Annotated in this window: 20 protein-coding genes; 10 read left to right on the top strand and 10 right to left on the bottom strand. The window is 54.4% G+C overall.

The features are described 5' to 3' along the window. The first annotated feature begins 1 nt into the window (after position 1). Positions 2–1,357: an FAD-binding oxidoreductase gene (locus DOP62_RS11920; RefSeq protein WP_208674567.1), complete on the top strand. Its 1,356-nt coding sequence runs from the start codon at positions 2–4 to the stop codon at positions 1,355–1,357. On the opposite strand, the gene DOP62_RS11915 is transcribed toward DOP62_RS11920, so the two are convergent. From DOP62_RS11915 to DOP62_RS11905, 3 genes are all read right to left on the bottom strand, one after another. Continuing rightward, positions 1,354–2,115: an HAD family hydrolase gene (locus DOP62_RS11915; protein ID WP_370538805.1), complete on the bottom strand. Its 762-nt coding sequence runs from the start codon at positions 2,113–2,115 to the stop codon at positions 1,354–1,356. The two genes, DOP62_RS11920 and DOP62_RS11915, sit on opposite strands and share 4 nt — an antisense overlap. 5 nt (positions 2,116–2,120) lie before the next feature. Beyond that, the gene (locus tag DOP62_RS11910; protein WP_208674571.1) at positions 2,121–2,783 is read right to left on the bottom strand and encodes an FHA domain-containing protein; all 663 of its coding nucleotides are present in this window, start codon (positions 2,781–2,783) and stop codon (positions 2,121–2,123) included. A 102-nt stretch (positions 2,784–2,885) separates the two neighbouring features. Beyond that, a complete protein-coding gene (locus tag DOP62_RS11905) occupies positions 2,886–3,599 on the bottom strand; it encodes a DevA family ABC transporter ATP-binding protein (protein WP_208674573.1) in 714 nt (237 codons plus the stop codon). Positions 3,600–3,720: 121 nt separating this feature from the next. Between DOP62_RS11905 and uvrB the strand changes: the two genes are divergently transcribed. Continuing rightward, positions 3,721–5,721: an excinuclease ABC subunit UvrB gene (uvrB, locus tag DOP62_RS11900; protein ID WP_208674575.1), complete on the top strand. Its 2,001-nt coding sequence runs from the start codon at positions 3,721–3,723 to the stop codon at positions 5,719–5,721. Positions 5,722–5,782: 61 nt separating this feature from the next. Here the strand turns inward: uvrB and DOP62_RS11895 are convergent, their stop codons facing one another. After that, complete coding sequence (locus DOP62_RS11895; RefSeq protein ID WP_338438163.1) at positions 5,783–6,238, bottom strand: DUF3531 family protein; 456 nt, start codon at positions 6,236–6,238, stop codon at positions 5,783–5,785. 3 nt (positions 6,239–6,241) lie between these two features. Further along, the gene (locus DOP62_RS11890; protein WP_261789893.1) at positions 6,242–7,267 is read right to left on the bottom strand and encodes a Sll0314/Alr1548 family TPR repeat-containing protein; all 1,026 of its coding nucleotides are present in this window, start codon (positions 7,265–7,267) and stop codon (positions 6,242–6,244) included. 45 nt (positions 7,268–7,312) lie between these two features. Here DOP62_RS11890 and DOP62_RS11885 point away from each other — a divergent pair, with 45 nt between their 5' ends. Together DOP62_RS11885 and hslO are read left to right on the top strand one after the other, a co-directional pair. Next, positions 7,313–8,017 (top strand): ABC transporter ATP-binding protein, encoded by a 705-nt coding sequence (locus tag DOP62_RS11885; protein ID WP_208674577.1) that lies wholly within the window; start codon positions 7,313–7,315, stop codon positions 8,015–8,017. Positions 8,018–8,051: 34 nt separating this feature from the next. Next, complete coding sequence (gene hslO, locus DOP62_RS11880) at positions 8,052–8,945, top strand: Hsp33 family molecular chaperone HslO (protein WP_208674579.1); 894 nt, start codon at positions 8,052–8,054, stop codon at positions 8,943–8,945. A 51-nt stretch (positions 8,946–8,996) separates the two neighbouring features. On the opposite strand, the gene DOP62_RS11875 is transcribed toward hslO, so the two are convergent. Further along, complete coding sequence (locus DOP62_RS11875) at positions 8,997–9,611, bottom strand: CPP1-like family protein (RefSeq protein ID WP_208674581.1); 615 nt, start codon at positions 9,609–9,611, stop codon at positions 8,997–8,999. A gap of 76 nt (positions 9,612–9,687) precedes the next feature. Next, positions 9,688–9,879 carry a hypothetical protein gene (locus DOP62_RS11870; protein WP_222610254.1) on the bottom strand — a complete coding sequence of 64 codons (192 nt, stop codon included), beginning with the start codon at positions 9,877–9,879 and terminating at the stop codon, positions 9,688–9,690. A gap of 192 nt (positions 9,880–10,071) precedes the next feature. Between DOP62_RS11870 and DOP62_RS11865 the strand changes: the two genes are divergently transcribed. Then, the gene (locus tag DOP62_RS11865) at positions 10,072–10,785 is read left to right on the top strand and encodes a response regulator transcription factor (RefSeq protein WP_208674585.1); all 714 of its coding nucleotides are present in this window, start codon (positions 10,072–10,074) and stop codon (positions 10,783–10,785) included. A 23-nt stretch (positions 10,786–10,808) separates the two neighbouring features. Here the strand turns inward: DOP62_RS11865 and DOP62_RS11860 are convergent, their stop codons facing one another. Beyond that, positions 10,809–11,525, bottom strand: a complete 717-nt coding sequence (locus DOP62_RS11860; RefSeq protein WP_261789895.1) for a M48 family metallopeptidase — start codon at positions 11,523–11,525, stop codon at positions 10,809–10,811. Between the two features lie 572 nt (positions 11,526–12,097). Between DOP62_RS11860 and DOP62_RS11855 the strand changes: the two genes are divergently transcribed. After that, positions 12,098–13,402 carry an SLC13 family permease gene (locus DOP62_RS11855; protein ID WP_208674589.1) on the top strand — a complete coding sequence of 435 codons (1,305 nt, stop codon included), beginning with the start codon at positions 12,098–12,100 and terminating at the stop codon, positions 13,400–13,402. A gap of 172 nt (positions 13,403–13,574) precedes the next feature. On the opposite strand, the gene rpmB is transcribed toward DOP62_RS11855, so the two are convergent. After that, positions 13,575–13,811: a 50S ribosomal protein L28 gene (rpmB, locus tag DOP62_RS11850; RefSeq protein WP_011243767.1), complete on the bottom strand. Its 237-nt coding sequence runs from the start codon at positions 13,809–13,811 to the stop codon at positions 13,575–13,577. Between the two features lie 39 nt (positions 13,812–13,850). Beyond that, a complete protein-coding gene (locus DOP62_RS11845; RefSeq protein ID WP_208674592.1) occupies positions 13,851–14,222 on the bottom strand; it encodes a hypothetical protein in 372 nt (123 codons plus the stop codon). Here DOP62_RS11845 and DOP62_RS11840 point away from each other — a divergent pair. The 4 genes from DOP62_RS11840 to DOP62_RS11825 all read left to right on the top strand — a co-directional run bounded on the left by DOP62_RS11840 (position 14,221) and on the right by DOP62_RS11825 (position 21,608). Further along, positions 14,221–16,200: an FAD-dependent oxidoreductase gene (locus tag DOP62_RS11840; RefSeq protein ID WP_208674593.1), complete on the top strand. Its 1,980-nt coding sequence runs from the start codon at positions 14,221–14,223 to the stop codon at positions 16,198–16,200. The two genes, DOP62_RS11845 and DOP62_RS11840, sit on opposite strands and share 2 nt — an antisense overlap. 22 nt (positions 16,201–16,222) lie before the next feature. Then, the gene (locus DOP62_RS11835; RefSeq protein WP_208674595.1) at positions 16,223–17,668 is read left to right on the top strand and encodes a tetratricopeptide repeat protein; all 1,446 of its coding nucleotides are present in this window, start codon (positions 16,223–16,225) and stop codon (positions 17,666–17,668) included. Between the two features lie 222 nt (positions 17,669–17,890). After that, on the top strand, positions 17,891–19,234 hold the full coding sequence (locus DOP62_RS11830) for a methyltransferase domain-containing protein (RefSeq protein ID WP_208674597.1): 1,344 nt from the start codon (positions 17,891–17,893) through the stop codon (positions 19,232–19,234). A 7-nt stretch (positions 19,235–19,241) separates the two neighbouring features. After that, entirely contained in the window at positions 19,242–21,608 is a 2,367-nt protein-coding gene (locus tag DOP62_RS11825) for an exostosin domain-containing protein (RefSeq protein WP_208674599.1), read from the top strand. The last annotated feature ends 4 nt before the right edge of the window (positions 21,609–21,612 follow it).

Raw genomic sequence — 21,612 nt, 5'->3', positions numbered from 1 at the left:
CATGGTGGATTGGACAGCGGTAGATCACGCTCTCGCAGGCATTGAGAGCGATCGAGATCGCGCAACCTGTCAGCGGCTTTCGCTGGACTATGCCCACTTCAGCCCGATCCTCTGGCCGCAATTGCAAGATCGCGCCGCCGATCGCGTGCTCTATCCCCACACTAAAGCCGATTTACTGGCGATCGCGCGCGTCTGTGTGCAAGAGCAAATTCCTTTGACGGTGCGCGGGGCAGCGACGGGTAACTACGGTCAATGCACACCGCTGCAGGGCGGGATTTTAGTCGATCTGACAGCCTTTGATCAGATTGTTTGGCAGCGTGGTTCACGGTTGCGAGTTCAAGCCGGTGCAAAGCTCGCTGCAATCGATCGGGCGATTCGCCCGAGTGGCTGGGAGCTACGCTGGGCACCGTCGACTTACCGGACGGCGACAATCGGTGGTTTCTTTGCGGGCGGTAGCGGCGGTATTGGATCCATTACCTATGGACAACTACGCGATCGCGGCAATCTGCTGGGTGCACAAGTGCTGACCTTGGAAGCAGAGCCGCGTTTTGTCGAACTGCAAGGTGAAGCAGCCCAAGCGATCAACCATGCCTACGGCTGCACTGGCCTGATCACCGAGCTGGAGATTCCCCTTGCTCCGGCCTATGACTGGCAGGAATGCATGGTCAATTTCCCAAGCTGGTCAGGGGCTCTGAGTTTTGCCCAAGCGATCGCCGAGGCGGATGGCCTGATCAAGAAGATGGTCTGTGTTCTTGCCAACCCGATTCCTAGTTTTTGCAAAGCAATCAAAGATGCTTGTCACGCTGGGGAAACCGCCGTTCTGCTGTTGCTGTCGGAGTCAAGTCTGGAGGTAGCAACGGCGATCGCCTCGGAAATCGGCGGACGGATCAGTTGGCAGCGATCGCCGCAGGATCAACCGCTCACCACCTTGATTGAGCAGAGCTGGAATCACACCACCCTCCATGCCCGCAGCGCTGATCCAGCTTGGACTTACCTGCAAATGCTGCTGCCCTTGGGACAAGAAGCGGCTCTGATTGATGCGTTTCAGTCTCGTTGGGGTGACAGTGTGCTCTGGCATCTGGAACTGTTGCGCAGCCATGGTCAAGTCCGAGTTGCAGCACTGCCGCTGGTACGTTTTGAAGGTCGCGATCGCTTGCAACAACTCACTGATCAGTTGACCGCTGCCGGCGCGATTCTCTTTGATCCGCACACCTACTGTCTTGAAGACGGTGGCATGAAGCAAATCGATGTTCAGCAACTGACTTTCAAAGAGCAGATCGACCCGCAGGGACTGTTTAATCCTGGCAAGATGCGGGCGTGGTCGGAGAAATACGGCGATCGCAGTGCTGTGACTTAGGCGCGAGCGCGCAGTAGCGCCTCAACCAGTTCCAGAAAGCCTGCCACTTCAGGCTGTTGACAGAGATAGCGAGGTGGCTGGGACAGACGATCCAGGTATGGCGCTAAATTCGCGACACCCACACTCAGCGGAAACTCAGCAAAGAGGCTGGCATCGTTGGGGCTATCGCCCACCGTCACGATTTGGTCAGGAGTGAGATTAGGAAAAGCAGCCTGACACACTTGCCAGAGCGATCGCGCTTTGTTTTGGCCGCGTGGCAGCAAGTGACACTGAACAGCGCTGTAAACAAAGTCCAGCCCTTGCTCAGTAGCGATCGCAGCAATCCGATCGAGATCTGCTGGACTGAGCCCCGCCACATCAAAAGCCCAGTCCGTTTGCCGAAAGGCATTATCAGCCGCCGGTTGTAACTGCGGCCAATGCTGTTGAATCTGCTGAAAACAGTGTTGTAGCTGCTGGCGATGGTCAGCGATCGCCGCGATCGGGCTCAGGATAATCGGTGCTTGCTCAGGCCAGCAAATTGCGCCGCCATTCTCTGTGATCACCCCCGCCACCGGCAGATATTGCGCCAAGGCCATGCCCCAGCCCACCGATCGCCCTGTTGTGATCAACACTGCAATCTTGGCTGCTGCTAACTGCTCAAGGGCTTGAATCAGCGCCGGTGAAAAGCGATCGCCCGCAGTAAGGGTTCCGTCGAGATCACTGGCAACTAGTCGCACCGTGCTGAGCGCCGCTGACTGCAGCGGTTGCGGCTTTGGCAAGCCAATCACGCCTCAAATTCGGTTGTGTCCTCTGGCGACAAGCTCACCGTTGGATCTTGCAGCCCCGACAAACTCCGGAATTGTGGACTGAGATAGAAATAAGTCGCCTTCACATCGGCGCCAAACAGGATTTGGTCATAGTGTTTGAGGTCGCACTCTGTCACACTGCGATTATTGACGTAGGTGCCATTGGCACTGCGTCGGCCGGTTTCAGGGTCACCATCAATCAGGCGATAGCGGACCTCACCGTTTTCCGTCAAGAAGCGAACGAGGGTTGCATGCTGGCGAGAGGCATAGATCGAATGCAGGCGGATATCGCAGGAGTCGGCCTTGCCAATCGTGTAGTGCGACTTGTAGAGCTTCAGCTCGGTGGCCCCGCGCGAGTCTTCGACGATGAAGACATGTTCGGGCTGTGCGGGATCGGCCAAGTCGAGGGTCAACACCTTTTCTAAGGTGTTTTGCAAGGAGGCTAAACTCCGCAATGCTGCCGCACAGGTTTGAAGGGCTTGCTGAGTCGTCGCAAGTTCGCCGGCAACAACTGCCTTCTTCAGTGTTTCGAGCGCCGTACTGTAGCCACTGGTCTGCTGATCAACAAGTTCGAACAGCTCTGAGAGCGCATAGTCGGTGTTGCCAACTTTGACCCGAGTATCGAGGCTGATGATCGACACAGTTGTTTCCTAGAACAATAAGCCGGCTCGCAAAGGCGAAGTCGTATGGCATATTGTGCCCCCTTCCACGCCTTCTTGCTTGTTCTGTACTCAACGAAAAATTTAAGCTTTCTGGAGAATAGGGCTGGTTAATCCCCCTTTGACAAGGTGGCCATCTTCCATCTCCAAGATGCGATCGGCGATATCGAGGATGCGGTTGTCGTGGGTAACCAGCAGGATCGTGCAGCCCTGTTCCTTCGCCAGCTGCTGCATCAGGTCCACCACATCCCGACCCGATTGGCGATCGAGGGCAGCCGTCGGTTCATCGGCCAGCACCAGTTTGGGACGACCCACCAAAGCACGGGCGATCGCCACACGCTGTTTTTGCCCCCCAGAAAGGTTCTCAGGGTAGTAGTCGAGGTGATCGCCAAGGCCCACCGCTGTCAGCATTTGCTGCGATCGGGCGATGCGTTCGTCCCACTTTAGATCAGCCTGCAAATCTAACGTCATTTGCACGTTCTGGCTCGCTGTCAGAAAGCGTAGGAGGTTATGGGCTTGGAAGATGTAGCCGATATTGCGCCGCACCTCGACGCGTTGGCGTTGGTTGGCTTCGTGTAACTCTTGGCCCAGCACGGTCAGGGTGCCGGTCTGCACCGATCGCAACCCTCCAATTAACGTGAGAAGGGTGGTTTTGCCACAGCCGGAGGGTCCAGTCAGCAGAACAATCTCGCCAGGATTGAGATCGAAACCAACATTGAACAAGACCTGTTTTTGCAGTGAGCCGTGGCCATAAAAATGGTCAAGGTTCCGAATGGAGACCACTGGTTCGCTGCTCATGACCCTCTCCAAAGAGCTGCCTGCATTTTAGCGGTACTGTCTGGAGCAGCTGCGTGGGCGATCGCCCTTGAATGGTGCAGGATTGCTATCTTCAAGCAACAGTGGCAGCCACATCCCCAGCATGACGCCCTTTCAACTGCAAGCCCGCTATCAACCAATGGGAGATCAGCCCACTGCGATCGCGCAGTTGGTGCAGAAAGTTCAGGCAGGGATTCCCTATCAAACGTTGCTGGGTGCAACCGGAACTGGCAAGACTTTTACGATCGCTAATGTGATTGAACAGGTGGGGCGACCCGCGCTAGTTCTCGCTCACAATAAAACGTTGGCGGCGCAGCTTTGTAATGAGCTACGCGAGTTTTTTCCGAATAATGCAGTTGAGTATTTCATCAGCTATTACGACTACTATCAGCCCGAAGCCTACATCCCCGTCACCGATACTTACATCGCCAAAACAGCGTCGATCAACGAAGAGATCGATATGTTGCGGCACTCCGCCACTCGCAACCTCTTCGAGCGGCGCGATGTGATTGTTGTTGCCTCTATTAGCTGCATCTATGGCCTCGGCATCCCCAGTGAATATTTGAAGGCAGCCATCCCCCTAGAAGTCGGGGCTGAAGTCAATATGCGCGAGGTGCTACGCCAACTCGTCGATGTCCAATACAGTCGCAACGACCTAGAGTCAGGTCGTGGTCGGTTTCGGGTCAAGGGCGATGTTCTGGAAATTGGCCCTGCCTACGAAGATCGGATTATTCGAGTTGAGTTCTTTGGCGATGAAATCGATGCCATTCGCTACATCGATCCCGTGACTGGTGAAATTCTCCAAAGCCTCGATCGCCTCAACATTTATCCGGCCCGCCACTTTGTCACCCCTGAGGAGCGACTAGAAACCGCGATCGCCGAGATTAAAGCGGAGCTCAATCAACAGCTGCTGACCTTACAAGCCGAAGGCAAACTAGTTGAAGCCCAACGCTTGGAGCAACGCACCCGCTATGACCTCGAAATGCTGCAGGAAGTAGGCTATTGCAACGGCGTGGAAAACTATGCCAGGCACCTCGCGGGCCGCGAACCAGGATCACCGCCGGAATGTTTAATCGACTATTTCCCCAAAGATTGGCTCTTGGTGGTTGATGAATCCCACGTGACGGTACCCCAGCTACGCGGGATGTACAACGGCGATCAATCCCGCAAAAAAGTGTTGATTGATCATGGCTTTCGACTGCCTAGCGCGGCGGATAACCGCCCTTTGAAGTCGGAGGAGTTTTGGGACAAAGTGCGGCAGTGCATTTTTGTCTCAGCCACGCCCGGCGATTGGGAAGTGGGGCAATCGGAAACCCATATTGTCGAACAAGTCATCCGACCAACAGGGGTGGTTGACCCTGAGGTTTTTGTCCGACCCACAGAAGGCCAAGTTGATGATTTACTCACAGAAATTCAGCAGCGGGTCAGCCGTCAAGAGCGGGCTCTGATTACAACACTGACCAAACGGATGGCCGAGGACTTGACTGATTACTTGGGCGATCGCGGTGTTAAAGTTCGCTATCTCCACTCCGAGATCAATTCGATTGAACGGATTGAAATTCTTCAAGATCTACGCAACGGCGATTTTGATGTCTTGATTGGCGTCAATTTACTGCGGGAAGGCTTGGATTTACCTGAAGTCTCATTGGTCGCAATCCTTGATGCTGACAAAGAGGGCTTTTTGCGGACTGAGCGCAGCTTAATTCAAACGATCGGTCGTGCGGCTCGCCACATCAACGGCCAGGCAATTCTCTATGCCGATCGCCTGACCGAAAGCATGGAAAAAGCGATTGGCGAAACCGAGCGACGGCGACGCATCCAACTGGAATATAACCAACGCCATCAGATTACGCCTCAGCCGATCAGCAAGCGATCGAGTAATGCCATTCTGTCGTTCCTCGAAGTCTCGCGGCGACTGAATAAACAAGAACTAGAAGTTGCCGTCAGCCAAGCGGATGATCTTTCCTTGGAGGAAATTCCAAATCTGATTACTCAGCTAGAAGCACAAATGAAAGAAGCCGCCAAAAATCTTGAATTTGAAGAGGCAGCTCAATATCGCGATCGCATCAAAAAGCTGCGTGAGCGACTCGTCGGTCGTCACTGACAAAAAACTGGCTCGAGTTCAGACCCAAGCCAGTAATGCTCAGCAATCGCAACCGATTGCGCTAGTTCCAGTCATCTGCCGCAAAGTCAAGATTGCGGCGTCCTGGTGAGGGCCAATCGGCATTTTCACCGCCGATAAAGACCCGCTCTAAACCGACCATTTCTTCGCTCAGCCGCTGCAGTGCGTTGAGCAACACGTCCAGCGCGATCGCATCACTCGTACCCAAATCAAACCAGCAGCGAGCCCAACGGCCCTGATACTCCACTTCTCCCATGTTGTGCATCAGGGCTGGCAGACTATTCCGCTCCTGAGCTGACTGATAGCTCATGTAGCTCAGCTCAAGTCCTTCATCTTGAGCCTGCAAGTTCTCGGCATTGAAGCCACCGAGCTTACCGAGGAAAAACCATGAGTCAAAAACTTCCTCGAGATATTGCTGCTCGAGCGGTGCCGGCACCGTACTAAATTCAACCCAAATCCAGCAGTCGAACGGGTTAAACTCACGAAATTCAATTTGCATAGGTTACAGCGAAGGCAAGGTGGATGGTCCCCAAGGACCTGGCGCTTGGGTGACTTGATCGCGCAGAGCGACGCAGTCTTGACCGCGATTATCGAAGGTTTTTTGGTTATTGCAGGCTTCAAAAAAGAGCTGCCAAACTAGCGGTTGCGGCAGTTGTGCAGATTTCGCTAGGGCTTTTTGGAATTCTGCTGCCGCCGCTCGCCGTAAATTCGCATCCCCAGTCGCTTTACTTTGCTCAACCAGAATCTGCGCTTTGAGGTAGTAAAGCTCTGGGTTGTCAGGGGCGGCTGTAATCGCTCGATCTACGTAGCGCAAGGCTTCGGAATAGCGTTTGAGATTACGCAAGCCCAAAGCAATACCGCGATCGGCCAAATAGCGCGGACTCGCTTTTTCCAGCTTGGCGATCGCCCCATCCGGATTTGCCAAAGGCAAATTGGTCGCCACCATCAAATCGACAAAACCTTGAATCAAATTCAACTCCGGATCATTGGGGTTGATCTGAGCGGCTGCTCGCAAGCTGCCATAGACCGATTGGAGCGATTGCAAGGCTTGAGGCACAGCCGATAAGGGCACGCCGCCATCACCCGTCAGTTGGGGTAAGAGGCTAGCAGCTGCGGTCATCAACTCACCCACCGCAATGTAGATCTGGCCACGCAGCGGTTGTTGAGCCACGATCGCCTGCGCCTTACTCTTCGTTTGGCGAGCGTAGTCCGCAAAGGCTTGGCGGTTTTGCTGGGCAAAGGCCAAACTCCCTGCCAAAGCAAACACCAGAGGATCAGAGGAATCCTGCTGCAGAGCTTGTTGAAGGGCCCGTTCAGCAGCTGGATAATTGCCCTGCTGAAAAGCAGCCGTAAATGCTGCTGCCGTTGCAGCATTGATCGGTTGGGGATTACTGCTGCGGAAGGGGTCGACAGCTCGGCCAGCTGGCATGCCAACCGTACTGCAGAGAACGGCTGCACAGCTCGCAGCCAGCAAACGATGGATTAAGCGAATTTTCATGCTGACGTGACAAGCGATAGAAAGCAGCAAAGACGTTGACAGAACTCAGTCGTTCCTGAAGAGGCAACTGGCAGAATGGAACGGTTGCGATCGCTTAAGCCTTTGACCCTGCAACTGGACGGCATTTCATACCATCCTCCCGCGAGTTCACGGCCCATCTTAGACAATATCAGCTTCGATCTCGGCTTCCCGGAACTGGGCTTGATCGTCGGTCCCAGCGGTTCTGGCAAAACGACACTCCTGGAACTCCTCGCCGGTCTCGTGATTCCGCAGCAGGGACAGGTCAAATGGCATGACCAGGAGTTGAACTATCTCCAGCTCCGACAGTTAGCTGGTCTAGTCTTTCAATTTCCCGAGCGTCACTTCTGCGGCCATACCGTGCTGGAAGAACTGCGCTTAGGACATCCCGAAATCAGTCGTGAACAGGTCAAAGCAGCGCTCGTCTCTGTCGGATTGGGCGATCTTCCCTTTTCGGCCTCGCCCTATCAACTCAGCGGCGGTCAACAGCGACGGCTTGCCCTCGCGGTGCAGTTGATTCGGCAGCCTTGCATCCTGCTCTTAGACGAACCTACAGCTGGTTTGGACTGGTCGATGCGGCGACAGTTAATCCAGCTCTTTCAGGAGTTGAAAAAAACCTGGGGGCTGCTGATTGTCACTCACGAACCGCAGGAGCTAGCCGCGATCGCCGATCGCCAGTGGGCAATTGTGCAAGGCCAGCTAGAACCCTGGCAAGCCAGTCAGCCCGCCCAGGCTTTGAGCCAGCAGACTACCATTTGTTAAGAGCCTTCTTCATCTTCAGCAATCAACCGAGCACATGGCAGACCAATTGATTCGAGCCACTGCCGCGAGTGGCGGCATTCGTGCCGTGGGGGTGATCACCACCGATCTCACTGCTGAAGCTCAGCGGAAACACGGTCTGTCTTTTGTGGCGACTACGGCTTTAGGACGCAGTATGGCTGCAGGGCTGCTGTTGGCCTCCAGCATGAAGAAAGAAGGATCTCGAGTGAATCTGCGGATTCGCAGTGCTGGGCCTCTTGGGGGCCTGATGGTCGATGCTGGCTTGGATGGCACAGTGCGTGGCTATGTCGAACATCCAGCAATCGAAATTGAACCCAATGCGAACGGCTTACCGGATGTTGGCCGCGCTATTGGCCCCGGCTATCTGCATGTGATGCGGGATGTTGGCTACGGCCAGCCCTACACCAGCACCGTGGAGCTGGTGAACGGCGAAATTGGTGACGATGTCGCTTACTACTTGGCCAGCTCTGAGCAAACGCCTTCGGCAATCATGCTGGGGGTCTACCTCGATCGCCAGGGGGTAGAGGCGGCTGGAGGGCTGTTGATTCAGGTACTGCCCCAAGCTGCCCGCGATCCTGCTCTCGTCAGTTTGCTGGAATCACGAATTAGCCATCTAAAGGGTTTTACGCAACTCCTGCAGTCGGGCAAAGACCTGCCTGAAATTCTCAATGATCTTCTGGGTGACCTCGACCTCACGATTCTGGCCGAACCGCGATCGCTGCGTTTCTTCTGCCCCTGCACACATCAGCGGATGCTGGGCGCGCTCAAAATTTTCGGTGCACCGGAACTGCGGGACATGATCGCTAAGGATCAAGGCGCTGAAGCCACCTGCGAATTTTGTAGCGAGGTCTATCAAGCCAGCGTCGAAGAGCTGGAAGGACTGATCAGCGACTTGGAAACCGCCGCTTAATCCTGTCTTCTCCAGAAAACGCCCTAGCAGCAATCGCCCAAGCGTCAGTTGTCAATGCACAAACGTGGCGATCGCCCAGAGCAGCAGTAGTGCAAAGGCGGTGGCAATTTGCTCGGCGCTGAGGGGTCCTAGAACAGGAATCAAGCCCGCGATCGCAGTCCCCAACAACAACCCGATTAGCAAGGCAACAAAGGAAAAGAGGGCAGCGCGGCCAAAGTGGTTTTCTTTGCGTGTCACCAGCCAGATGGAACCGCCAATCCCTGCCACCAAGAGCAGTTGCAGCACCGTTGGCTGCAATCGAGGCAGCAGTGCCACCACCATCAAGCTGCCAAACACCACTGAACTGGTCAGTAACTCCTGCGGTTGAGGCTTGTCAAACAGGCGTCCTGCCCAAGCAGGAGCGGTCGGTGTTGGAAAGGCGGGGGTTTTCTTGGGTTCAGTGACCGGCTTTTCTGCAAAGCGAATCCGCTCGGGCACTTTGATTTTGCCTTCTTGGCGCAGCCGCAAGCGCTCCATCAGAATGGCGTCGTAGGCAGTTTCGATGGCAGTACGCTGCGGTGAATCGGGCTCTAGTTCAGCCAGTCGGCGATCGCGGGTTGCCTGAATTTCCTCAAACGAGGCGGATTCTGCCACGCCCAGCCGTTCGTAAGGAGTTTGGTCTGCCATCGCACTTGGGCTCTACAGAGTAGGTTCAAATTCTCTGCTCTATGGTATTTCTTCCAGCCCAATGCTTGGGGGCTGCCTAGCAGTTTGGCGTAGGCCACAGGGTCGCCGGCTCGCGATCGCGGCAGATCATCTGGGTTGGCAAACTGGATCGCAGACTCTCTCGGTCTATGGGTCTTGGCTGCAGTTTCGGGTACCACGGTCCAATCGTCACTGCCATCAGGGCAGCAAGGGCAGCTGTTTGCGCCACCATCGGTAGCTCAGGCAGCATGGCTTCTCTCTCACTCATCGATCCTAAGGTTCACGCTAATGAGTGAGCCATGAAGCTGGCATCAAGCAGTTGTGAAGCTTGTATGAAGCTAGGCAGCGGAATCCCGGGCGATCGCGAAGGGAATGTTAAGGCTCGGTGAAAGTCAGGTGAGCTCTCTAGACTAAGGGCAGCTCAACGGGTCTGCGCAAGCTGATGGAGACAGCCAAAATATTGGTCGTGGATGACGATAGCGCTGTGCGAACCCTGCTAACACGCTTCCTCTCGCGCCAAGGTTACCAAGTGGAAGCCGCGATCGATGGCAGCAGCGCTCTGGCTCAGTTCGAACGCTTCAGTCCAGATTTACTGATTCTGGATGTCAATTTGCCGGATACCAACGGCTATCAACTCTGCGAAATCGTCCAGAAACGCACCGGCGTCTATGTCATTCTGCTGACCAGCCGCGATGATGAGACCGATATTCTGACTGGCTTTGCCAAAGGGGCCGACGACTACATCACTAAGCCCTTTTCGTTGATGAGTGTGGGCGCTCGCATTGCTGCGATCCTTCGGCGACAACGCCATGTGGAAGCTGCCAGTCAGCCAGCCCTGAGCTACGAACAGCTCCAAATTGATCCGGCACGGCGGGAAGTTTGGTTTGCAGGTCAACCGATTACTTTGACGGCCTTAGAATTCGACCTACTGCATTTTCTAGCAACCCATCCCGATCGCGTCTGGCGCCGGAACGAACTCATTCAAGAAGTCTGGGAATACGACTACGTTGGCGATCAGCGCGTGGTCGATGTTCACATTGGTCAGATTCGTAAAAAGCTGGAGATCAATCCCAATCTCACTTGTCCTATTCAAACCGTGCGCGGTGTCGGCTACAAATTTGAATCAGCGGCCATGTCGCTGGCCTCTAGGCCTTAGTCAAAGTTAGCGATGCCTCTTCTTCAAGGGAGGAGAACAGCGGGCGGCTGTTTGAGGCGATCAGCACTTGCTCGCCAAGTGGGCAGAAAGTGATCGAGCATCTGATAGAAACGCGGCGTGTGGTTGCGCTCAAGGAGATGGACTAATTCATGCACCAGCACCGATTCCAAGCAGTGCAGCGGATACTTCGCCAGTTCTAGGTTGAGCCAAATCCGCCGATCGCAGATATTGCAACTCCCCCAAAGCGTTTTCATGCGTTTGATCCGCCATTCGGACACCGCAACGTTAAGCTGCGGTTGCCAGCAATCGAGCAGGGGTGGGATCTGCGTCTGCAAGTGCTGGCGGTACCACTGTTGCAAGCAGCGATCGCAATCGGCCAATGAATCTGTGGGACGAGTTTGCAGCACCAGCCTCCCTGCATCGGTCAACTGGATCGCGCGCACTGAAGCTTGGGTGTCAATCTCGAGTCGATAAGGAACGCCCCACAACGGATAAATTTCACCACTGATCAGTTGCTGTGCCGGCTGACGCGATCGCACTTTTTCTTGTTGTTGCAGCAACCAGGGCTGTTTTTGCTGCAGCAGTTGCTGGAGCTTCGCTTCACTCAGTTGCAACGGCACCGTGACTCGAATCCGACCGTCGGGAGCGTAAACCCGGAAATAGACGTGCTTGATCGGCTTGCGTAGCACTTCGATCGATAAGCGATCACAACTAATCCAGGTCGATACGGGTGGCCTCATGCCCATCACCCAAGTGACCTTGGCAGTTTATCGGCTATCTCCGGCAGCAAGAGATGACCGAGCTTGAGGGTCAGAATTTGGAACTCCTAAAGCTCAACAAAATCTCACCCTCTCGAAGTCGTCCAGATTAGGCAGTCTACTGATGTTCAACTTCAAGGATTCATACAGTTAACGGATGTAAGAGCTAGTGACTAATTACTGCAATCATCCAACCCAAAAGGAGACCCTGGAACGATTTAACTGTAAACAAAAATCTCAATGATCATTAATTTCAATGATGTTCTCCATGAGGATTACAGTGATTTTTTATCTCAAATTTATACACACTCGCTTCACTCTGACTGAAATTGAGCTTGTAGACTTCGACTCAGTCCAAGCCGAGAAGCTGACAGGCTAAGTATTTTTACTGTGCGATCGTTCTGTTGTGGCAAGCTACGGACATCCATGCTAGTTTCTGATCGCCATCATTTCTTAAAAACCAGCTGCTTTAGCAAGAAAGTTAGCCACTTGTCTTGACAGCGGCAAAGGCTTGTCGTAGCTCATACTGTCCTCGTCTTCTTGGTGGTTCTGCAATGAGCCTTGCTGCAATTGTGGCGATCGCGATCTTTTTGGCTGTGATTATCGCGGCCGCCTTGGAGCTGACCGATCTGACCGTCGTCGCGTTGGTTGGCGCGATGCTGTTGGTCATCACGGGCCAGCTGACCATGCCTGAAGCAGTCGCCAGTATTGCCAAAGCACACGGCACACTCGCACTTCTCTTCGGGATGATGGTTCTCGTGCAAGCCCTTGAAGCGACTGGCGCGTTTAACGGCTTGGCTCACCGAGTCGTCTTGGCCTCGCGGGGAGATGGTCGGCGATTGCTGTTAGGGATCATGCTGCTGACCAGCCCGATCTGTGCGGTCTTGCCCAACGCCACCACTGTGATGCTACTGGCACCGCTCTTACCCCCCCTGGCCAAAGAGCTGAAACTGGACCCGCGGCCCCTCCTCATCCTGCTGGTGCTGACAGCCAATAGTGCTGGTCTGTTGACCTTAGTCGGCGATCCCGCCACTTATATTGTGGCAACAGGCGTGGGCTTCACCTTTAGTCAGTATCTATCGCAGTTGAGTCTGGGAGGATTGCTGAGTCTAGTCGTCCTGTTGCCAACACTGCCTTGGCTCTACCGCAAGATTTGGACAGCACGCTTCACAGTGCCAGACTTGACGCCACCCCGCCCTCACCATCGCCAAGCCATGAAGATGCTGTTGGTGGTGACCTGTCTGATGCTGGTGTTATTTACGACCGGTGAGCGCTTGCCTGTTCCCCTCAGTCCCGACGCAACAGCTCTGGCGGGTGCCACCGCAGCGCTAGCCATCTGCCATCAAAGTCGCCTGATCAGTGTCGATCGCCTCTTTGCCGCGATCGACTGGTCAACCTTGGTCTACTTCATGGGTGTGTTCGTCCTGATTGGCGGGCTACAAAGCAGTGGTGCGATGGCCGCGATCGCTCAAGGGTTGACCACCTTGATTGGCACCAATGTGTTGCAGGGCAGTCTGTTGCTCTTGTTGTTAACAGGCGTGCTCTCAGCGTTCATCCCCAACATTCCGCTAGTGGCTGCCTTGACGCCCATCATGGTTAGCTACTGCCAAACGGCTGGCCTGACAATCGCCGGTGATGCGATCGCTCCTCAGGCTTATCCGCTTTTCTTTGCCCTGATGTTTGGCGGGACCTTGGGTGGCAATGCCACATTGATTGGTGCTTCAGCCAACCTAGTCGGCGCTGGGATTGCTCGCCAGCACGATACGCCCATTCACTTCCGCGACTGGTTGCCCTACGGCGTTCCAACCGTCGTCTTGCAACTCTCGGCGGCGCTGCTCTACTGCTGGTGGCGCTCCTGATATTTGCAAGGCAGCCTCTCTTGATCCGGCAGTCGGCGTAGAAGCTCGAGGACGAGAGAAAAGTAGTGCTCTTTGCCGTCTTGAACTATCTGAGTCCACCAGAGGCTACTAAAAAGCCCGTCGTTCTCTTCAGAACAGCGGGCTACAAAGGCTGCCAGATATCTGGCCAAGCTTACAGACGCTTGAGGTCGATTCCCAGCTCGCGAGCGTAGGCGCTGAGGCCTTTCTTTTGCAGGGTTTTGATCGCTTTGGTCGACAACCGCAGCTTGACGAAGCGGTTTCCTTCCGGCCACCAAATGCGTTTTTCTTGCAAGTTGACGTTTTGCAGGCGCTTGGTGCGACGGTGCGAGTGGGAGATGGCGTAGGCGTTATTGGCCTTTTTGCCGGTCAATTGACAGACGCGAGACATGAACGGCTCCGGAGACTTTCGATTGCATGCAATTCACCATCATACCTTCTTGCCTTCCGAGCTTCGAGCTGAGAGGGTGCGACAAAGCCAATCCCCAATACCATCCTCAGCAAACGCCTGACTCTGACCGGCTTGTTGCCAGTAGCGATCGCGGCAGTTGTAGATTGCTGGTGCTTGCCGTTGGCCATTGCGGCTCAGCGTCAGACGATATTCCCAGTAATTTTTGGCACTGCGCGTGATCTGTTCGATGCAAATGCGATCGCCCGCGATCGTGCGACAAGGTGCGGCGATCGCTTGAGGCATCATCCAAGGTCCAAGCCAGAGGAAGAGAACCGCGATCGCACCCAGCAGCCAGTTTTGCCGCTGCAGTGGCAGAATCGAGGCGGTTTGGTGGCAGGAGAGTGCAGGCATGGGTCGGCCAATCAGGCTCTGGATCAGCAGTATTGGACTTGCAGTGAGTCTGGGTTCTGCCGCGATCGCTAATGCCGCTACGCAGTCCACACTTACCTGTGAAATTTTAGTCGTGGGCGGTGGACTGTCTGGGGTAGCTGCTGCCGAAGCGGGGCTGTTGGCTGGGCGCACGGTTTGTCTGACCGAAATCACTGATTGGCTGGGTGGACAAGTCTCCTCGCAGGGCACCTCAGCCCTGGATGAAGCGGGTCTGCAGCAGACATTGCAGGTTTATCCCCAAGGCTACCAACGCTTTCGCGATCGCCTGCGTCAGTTCTATGGGCGTGAGAATCCTGGTGATTGTTGGGTTAGCCAGATTTGCTTTTTGCCCCGTGATGCGGCGCAACTCCTGGAAGCGCAACTGCGCGAGGCAGAGCAACGTGGGCAAGGCAAGCTACATTGGCTCCCGAATACCGTCGTTAAAGCACTGAATTTTGATCGCGATCGCCGCTGGATTGAGTCAGTGACGGCGATTCAGCATCGGCCTGCGATCGGTGCACCCCTCAACACGCTGCCCCTCTCCGCTTGGATTGAGGATGCCTATCGGCCCGAAGACTCCGCTTTGCTTCAGAAAAACGTTCTGCAACTGCAACCACCTGCTGGTCAGCCACAGCGCTGGATCGTGATTGAAGCCACCGAAACAGGAGAACTGTTGCCGCTAGCCGATGTCCCTTATCGCCTGGGCCTCGATCCGCGATCGCCGGGGAATCCTTCCTCGCCTGTGACTCAGCCTGACTCTTACTGCACTCAAGGCTTTACCTACACGTTTGCCATGGAGCAAACGCCAGCATCCTATCAACCCGATCGCCCACCTTTCTACGATCGCTACGCGCCTTACTTCAGTTATGAACTGTCGCGTTTTGCTAACCCTGATACTCTCTTTACCTATCGCCGGATTTGGGCACCCCAACCGCGATCGCCTCAACTGCAGCCCGGACGCAATGTCACCATTCCGCAGCCCGGTGATTGGTCCATGCAGAACTGGACGTGGGGCAATGACTATCGACCAGGGACTGCTGCCGATAATCTCATCCTCAGCGCCGAGCAATTGCGGGCCAGTGGCCAACTGGAACCGGGTGGCTGGCTAGGCGGTCTGCGCACCGAAACCCTTCAGCGGGGCGAAGAACATGCCCTCTCCTTTTTCTATTGGCTGTCCCAGGGCAATACCGACTCTCAATTAGGGCCGAACGTCAAACAGCCCTTTCCTTTCTATCGACTCTTACAAGGCATTGAGCAGCCGATGGGCACGGCGCATGGGCTCTCCAAATATCCCTACATCCGCGAGGGCCGGCGGCTTATTGGTCGTTCGTCTTCGACCTATCCCCAGGGATTTTCCTTGGTTGAAACGGATATTGCCCGCCCCGACTATGCGGATCCGATCTATCAAGAGACCCTGTCGCCCCAAGACTATGAGGCCTTGCGGCAGCGGCTGGCGCGAGAAGCGTTTTTGCAAGGCAACGCAGCGACGGATCTACCGATTGTGCCTCGGCCGCGCCTTTTCCCTGACTCCGTGGGCATTACGCAGTACGCGCTCGACTTTCATCCTTGCCTGACCGAGTCGCCGCCCGAAAAACCTGGCAATACGGAGCGGGCTGGCGTTCGGCTACCGCAAGGCTTGGCTTATCCCGGCCAAATTCCCCTGCGAGCCATGATTCCGCAGCGAGTCGATAATCTGCTCGTCACTGGCAAAGCGATCGCTTTTAGTTACAGCGTGGCAGCAGCCTACCGCGTCCATAGCTTTGAGTGGTCAGCGGGGGTAGCAGCCGGGACTGTGGCGGATTTTGTGCTGCAACAGCAAATCACTCCAGCTGAATTGGTGGATGAACTGCCTCGCCAAGAACCGCAACTTGAAGCCCTGCAACGACGACTAGTAAATGCGGGTAATCCGATCGCGTTTCCTGGAACCACCCTGCTCGATCGCAATTGGCTACGCCCTTGAACCTTCACTGGCATCCGCCAAGATGAAAAGGTTGAAAGAATCGCGATCGCAATTGATAGAGCTTGCTCTTGGTGATCTTGAAACCGCATCTGTAACGCAGTTGCAGCAGTGGGCTGAACAAGCCGCGAGTCAGCAAGACTGGTCAACAGCGCTGCAACTAATCGAACTAGCCGCTTGGCAGGAGCCAGAGAACTCTGCGATTTTGCGCCGCTGGGGAGATTGGCTAGCGGCGGCTGGGCAAGTGGAGGAAGCGATCGCAGCCTATCAAGCAGCGTTGGAATCCCAGCCCGGTTGCCCTCAGGCGATCGCAGCTTGGGCGGCTGTCCTCAATGAGCAAGGCCGATATGCGGAAGCGATCGCTCTGCTTGATCAGGCTGTAGAACAAACAACAGACCTCTGGCATCACCGAGCTGTGGCCTTACAGAGTTTGGGGGACTGGCCAAAAGCTTTAACGAGTTGCGATCGCGCTTTGCAGCTTGATCCAACGATGGCTGAGGCACAGTTCCTGCGCAGTAAGTTGCGATTAGGACTGGGGGATTGGTCGCAGGGTTGGCCAGAGTATGAAAGTCGGCTATTGGTGTTTCCAGAGTTACGCGATCGATTGCCCAGTTTTGGTCGTCCGCTCTGGCAAGGCGAAGACCTGACTGATAAAACACTATTGATTTGGGGTGAACAAGGTTACGGCGATCAGATTCAGTTTGTGCGCTACCTATCCGTCTTGCGCGCTCGCTGGCCCGAAACACCTTTATTGCTGCTGGTTAGTGAGCCATTAGCAGCACTCTTTCAACAACTCGCGATCACCAATCTACAAGTCGCCACTCAATTCACTTTTGAGGTTGAACCGGCCTACGACTTTCATCTGCCCCTGTTGTCATTGCCTGAACGACTTGGGGCAACAGCTGAAACGATTCCACTCGCTCAGGGTTATCTGCCGCGATCGCCTCAATTTGGTGGCAGCAAATTGAAGGCAAATCCTCATCTGCTTCAAGTTGGTTTTGTTTGGCAGGCTGGTGAGACAAGCGATCGTCGTTTTCAATGGCGACAAGCCGATAAAAGTGTGCCGCTTGAGTATTTTCTCCAGTTGCGATTGAAGCTGGAGGATTGTCAGTTTTGGAGTTTACAACTTGGCTCTGCAAGTCAGGCACTACAACAGAATCCGGATTGGACAGATTGTGACCTCTCCGATCAAATCCACTCCTTTGTAGATACAGCCGCTTTACTCAGTCAGCTAGATCTCCTGATCACGGTGGACACCGCGATCGCGCATTTGGCTGGTGCTTTGGGTGTTCCGGTTTGGGTGCTGTTGCCGAAGGTTGCGGATTGGCGCTGGAGACAAACAGGAACGACAACCCCTTGGTATGACTCTATGCGACTCTATCGGCAGGCGATCGCGGGGGATTGGCGATCGGTCTTTGAGCAGCTGCAACGGGATTTGGACTCAGACCCTACTAGACTGCATCCTTACTGAGCAGCTGAGTCGTTCTGCCGCGATCGCTATTCCTATTTTTCTATGCAGCTCCAGCAAAACCTAGCAACCTGAGCAGGCCTAAGGGCCTTTGTGGTGTCTCTAGACGAGCATGGCTGACAGGTTTTAGGCAATCAGGCTATGAATGACTGCTAGGCTGCTTGATAACAGGCTGACTTCAGCGGGGTAGGCTGCCAAAATACGATCGCTGTTGCTTGGGACGCTATGTCTTCGCTGTCGCCTGAGGCTTTGGAACGGATTCGCGCTCAGTTTGACTATGGGCCCTATCCGCGAGTGCCGTTGGAGGCAACACCCAAGGAAAACTACGGGGCGCTAGCGATTCATGATATTCGTTCAGCATTTTATCGGCGCGATCGCAAGCTGAGATCCACAGAGGGAGCCTGCATTTTAGATGTGGGTTGTGGCAGCGGCTTTAAGACGTTGATGTTGGCGCTAGCCAATCCGGGAGCCACCATTGTTGGAGTCGACCTGTCGCCTAAGTCGGTGGAGTTGGCACAGGAACGACTGAAGTTTCAGGGGTTTCCAGCAGTCAAGTTCTATGCCCTAGGGCTGGATGAAATTGGTCAGCTAGGGCTGGCGTTTGACTATATCAATTGTGATGAGCTGCTCTATTTCTTTGATGATCCGGCGGCAGCTCTGGGACAAATGAAAGCTGTGCTGAAGCCTGATGGCATTATTCGCACCAATTTACATTCCAAGAATCAACGGATTGCTCATTACCGCTTACAGGAACTATTCAAGTTTTTGGGCTTTTTGGATGGCAATCCAGAAGCAGCGGAAATGGAAGCGGCGACGGAGTTGATGAATGCGCTGCAACCGGGGATTTTGAGTCGGGCGGCGGTTTGGAATATGCCGCTGCAGCTACAGAAGGAAGAGAAGCAGGACGAGCTAGAGCAGTGGCTATTGGCAAATTTGCTGTTGCAAGCAGATAAAGGCTATGGCATCCCAGACCTTCGACAATACCTAGAAGCTGCAGGACTTGAGTTTTTAGGAATGGTGCAAGCACCACTGTGGCGACTGAATGAGTTGTTTGGCGATCGCGACCAGATTCCGGCGTTTTGGGCGTTGGGAATACAGGAGGCAAGTTTACTGGATCAGGCTTATCTGTATGACCTGTTGCATCCGGTTAATCGTCTATTTGATTTTTGGTGTAGTCCGCAGCCGTTGCGATCGGCAGATGATTGGGAGGAGTGGCCATTGGAGCAGCGCTTGGGGCTGACGGTGCAGTTGCATCCGCAGTTGGCACAACCAGGGATTGAAAAGCAGCTCCAGGAGAAGTTGAAGCTGCGGGAGCGCTTTAGTTTGGCGCGGGCGTTGCATGGTGAGTTTTTGGGGATGCTGACCTATGAGCCGCTGTTTGGGGCGTTGATTCGACCGTTGTTTGAGCGATCGCTACTGGTGAAGGATTTGGTGCAGCGGTTCCAGCAGTTGCAACCGTTGGATTATGCAACGGGTAAGCCCTGGGAATTAGAGGCAGTAGCTGAGTTGGTTTGGAATTTCTTAGCCGAATTAGAACGCGATCAGTGCCTGTTCTTAACGCAGGCTTGATTTCGTCATGGCTACCTTTTATCTAGCTGAGGCTGAGAATTGGTCATTCCGGACTGTTTGGCACGATCGCTTTTTTACGGTTCTCAAGTACCATCCAGCGCGGGCTGAGGATTTAGGGCAGGCTGATTATATTTTTCTAGATGCAGATTTTGCCCTAGAAACGAACTGGCCTTACTACGGGGCGCAGACCAAAGCAATCTTAAAGGGCGATCGCTTTCCGACGGATGAGGAAATTTTAGAGTATCTCTTCGAGCATCCGGTCAGTGGCTACGGGAAGCCCTTAGTGTTGATCAATATGAATCCGTTGGCAAAATGGCCGGCGATCATGCAGGCGCTACCGGATGTGTTGGTGGTCAGTCATTGCCATACAACTGAGAATTATCGCGCTGGGATTGATATTAGTTTTCCGGCGATGCCGCTACTCGATCGGCAGTGTTATCCAACCCGAGAGCGATCGACTTTACTGAGCTTTCGGGGAGCCAATAGTCATTCAGTGCGAGAGCAATTGCAACTGCTTCATCAGCCGCCAGAGATTGAGGTTGAGTTGATTCAGCAAAGCTATTGGGGGGCGTTGAATTATGCCGATGCTCCTCAAGGATTGAGTGCTGAGCAACAAATTTATACGGAGTTAATGGCTCGATCGCGCTTTTCAGCAGCACCGCGAGGCCATGATGTTTTTTCCTATCGGCTACTGGAGGTAATGGCGGCGGGTGCGGTTCCAGTCGTTTTAGCTGATGACTGGGTGTTGCCCTTTTCGGAGTTGCTGGATTGGTCTAAGTTTTCGCTGCAGGTGGCTGAGGAGCAATGTTTAGAGTTGCCGCAGAAGCTGCAAGTGATTTCCACTGAGCAATGGCAAGCAATGCAGCAGCGATCGCAGCAGGTCTATCAGCAATACTTTTACTCTCTGGCGCAGCAGGTCAATACGCTATTGCTGATTCTGGATCAGCGATCGGGTGATGACCCTACGCCAGAAGTTGAGATTGAGGCCGTGTTGCTCGATCGGGCGCAGCAGTACCGACTCTCTGAGGACTTAGTCGCAGCGGAAACTTGTCTGGCGACGTTACCCCGATCGCCTGCCTGTGTTTTGGAGCAAGTACGGCTAGTTTTAACGGCGCAGCAGCCAGAGACAGCGCTAGCACTATTAGATTCTGTGAAGGTACCGGAGGAAGAACGAGCAGAGTATTACAACTTGTTAGGAGTGGCGCAAACGCAGTTGGGGCAATGGGAAGCAGCGATCGCAACTTATCGACAGGGACTTGAACTGTTTCCGTTGCAGCCGAAGCTCTCTACTAATCTTTGTTTGGCGTTACGTCACTGCGATCGCCTACCGGAAGCGCTAGGGATTAGCACAGCATTGCTGACAGAACAACCGGAGAACGTCGATCGCATTCAGCTCCAGGCCGATACGCTCAATCTGTCGGCTGTCTATGACGAGGCGTTGGTGCTGTATCAACAGGTGTTGGCACAGGCTCCAGAGCGGGCGAATGCGCAACTGGCGATCGCAGAAATATTATTGCGGCAGGGAAAGGCTGATGGCTGGGAGGCCTATGAGGCGCGGTTTGCAGCAGAGCCAAGTTTAGCGGTATTGGCGGCTTATTATCCGCAACCGCGTTGGCAAGGAGAAGAACTGGGATCGCGATCGCTGTTGGTGTGGGGAGAGCAGGGCTATGGCGATCAGATTCAGTTCAGTCGTTATTTGTGGGTGCTGCGCGATCGCTATCCACAGGCTCGGATTCAGTTTCAAACGGATGCGGTGTTGGTGCCATTGTTTGCAGAGCCGCTCGCCAGTTTGGGAATTGAGGTGATTGCGGCGCAGGTCACAGAGCAAGTGTTTGATTTTCAGGTGCCGCTGTTGTCGTTGCCTCGGTTGGTGTGGCCAAGCTTGCAGGAGATTCCCTACAGTGCAGGTTGGTTGCCTTGTCCGTTGCCACCACCTCAAGAGGAAGCGAACCGCAAGTTTCGAGTCGGGATTGTCTGGCAGGCAGGTCGGCGGGCAGGGGTACAGAAAAGTGCGACGGCAGATCGGCGCAGTTGTTCGCTAGCGGCAATGTTGGAAGCAGTGCAAGAAGTTGTGCAGAGGCCAGATCTAGAGGTGGTGAGTCTGCAGTTGGGGTATGAGGGGGTGTTGCCGGAGGGGGTTATGGATTGGAGCGATCGCTTAGTCGATTTCGCGGCGACGGCTCAAGTGCTGATGGAACTGGATTTATTGGTGACGGTTGATACGGCGATCGTGCATTTGGCAGGAGCAATGAAGATACCTACAAAAGTTCTTCTTGCTTACCCAACAGATTGGCGATGGCAGCAAGACTTAGGAGTATCTTGGTACTCTTCCGTAGGGTCTTGTCACTTTGTCCATCTGCCTACCATATCTTAGGACC

It is taken from the genome of Synechococcus elongatus PCC 11801 (genome assembly GCF_003846445.2).
GTDB lineage: Bacteria > Cyanobacteriota > Cyanobacteriia > Synechococcales > Synechococcaceae > Synechococcus > Synechococcus elongatus_A.
This window is presented reverse-complemented; position numbering and strand designations above follow the sequence as displayed.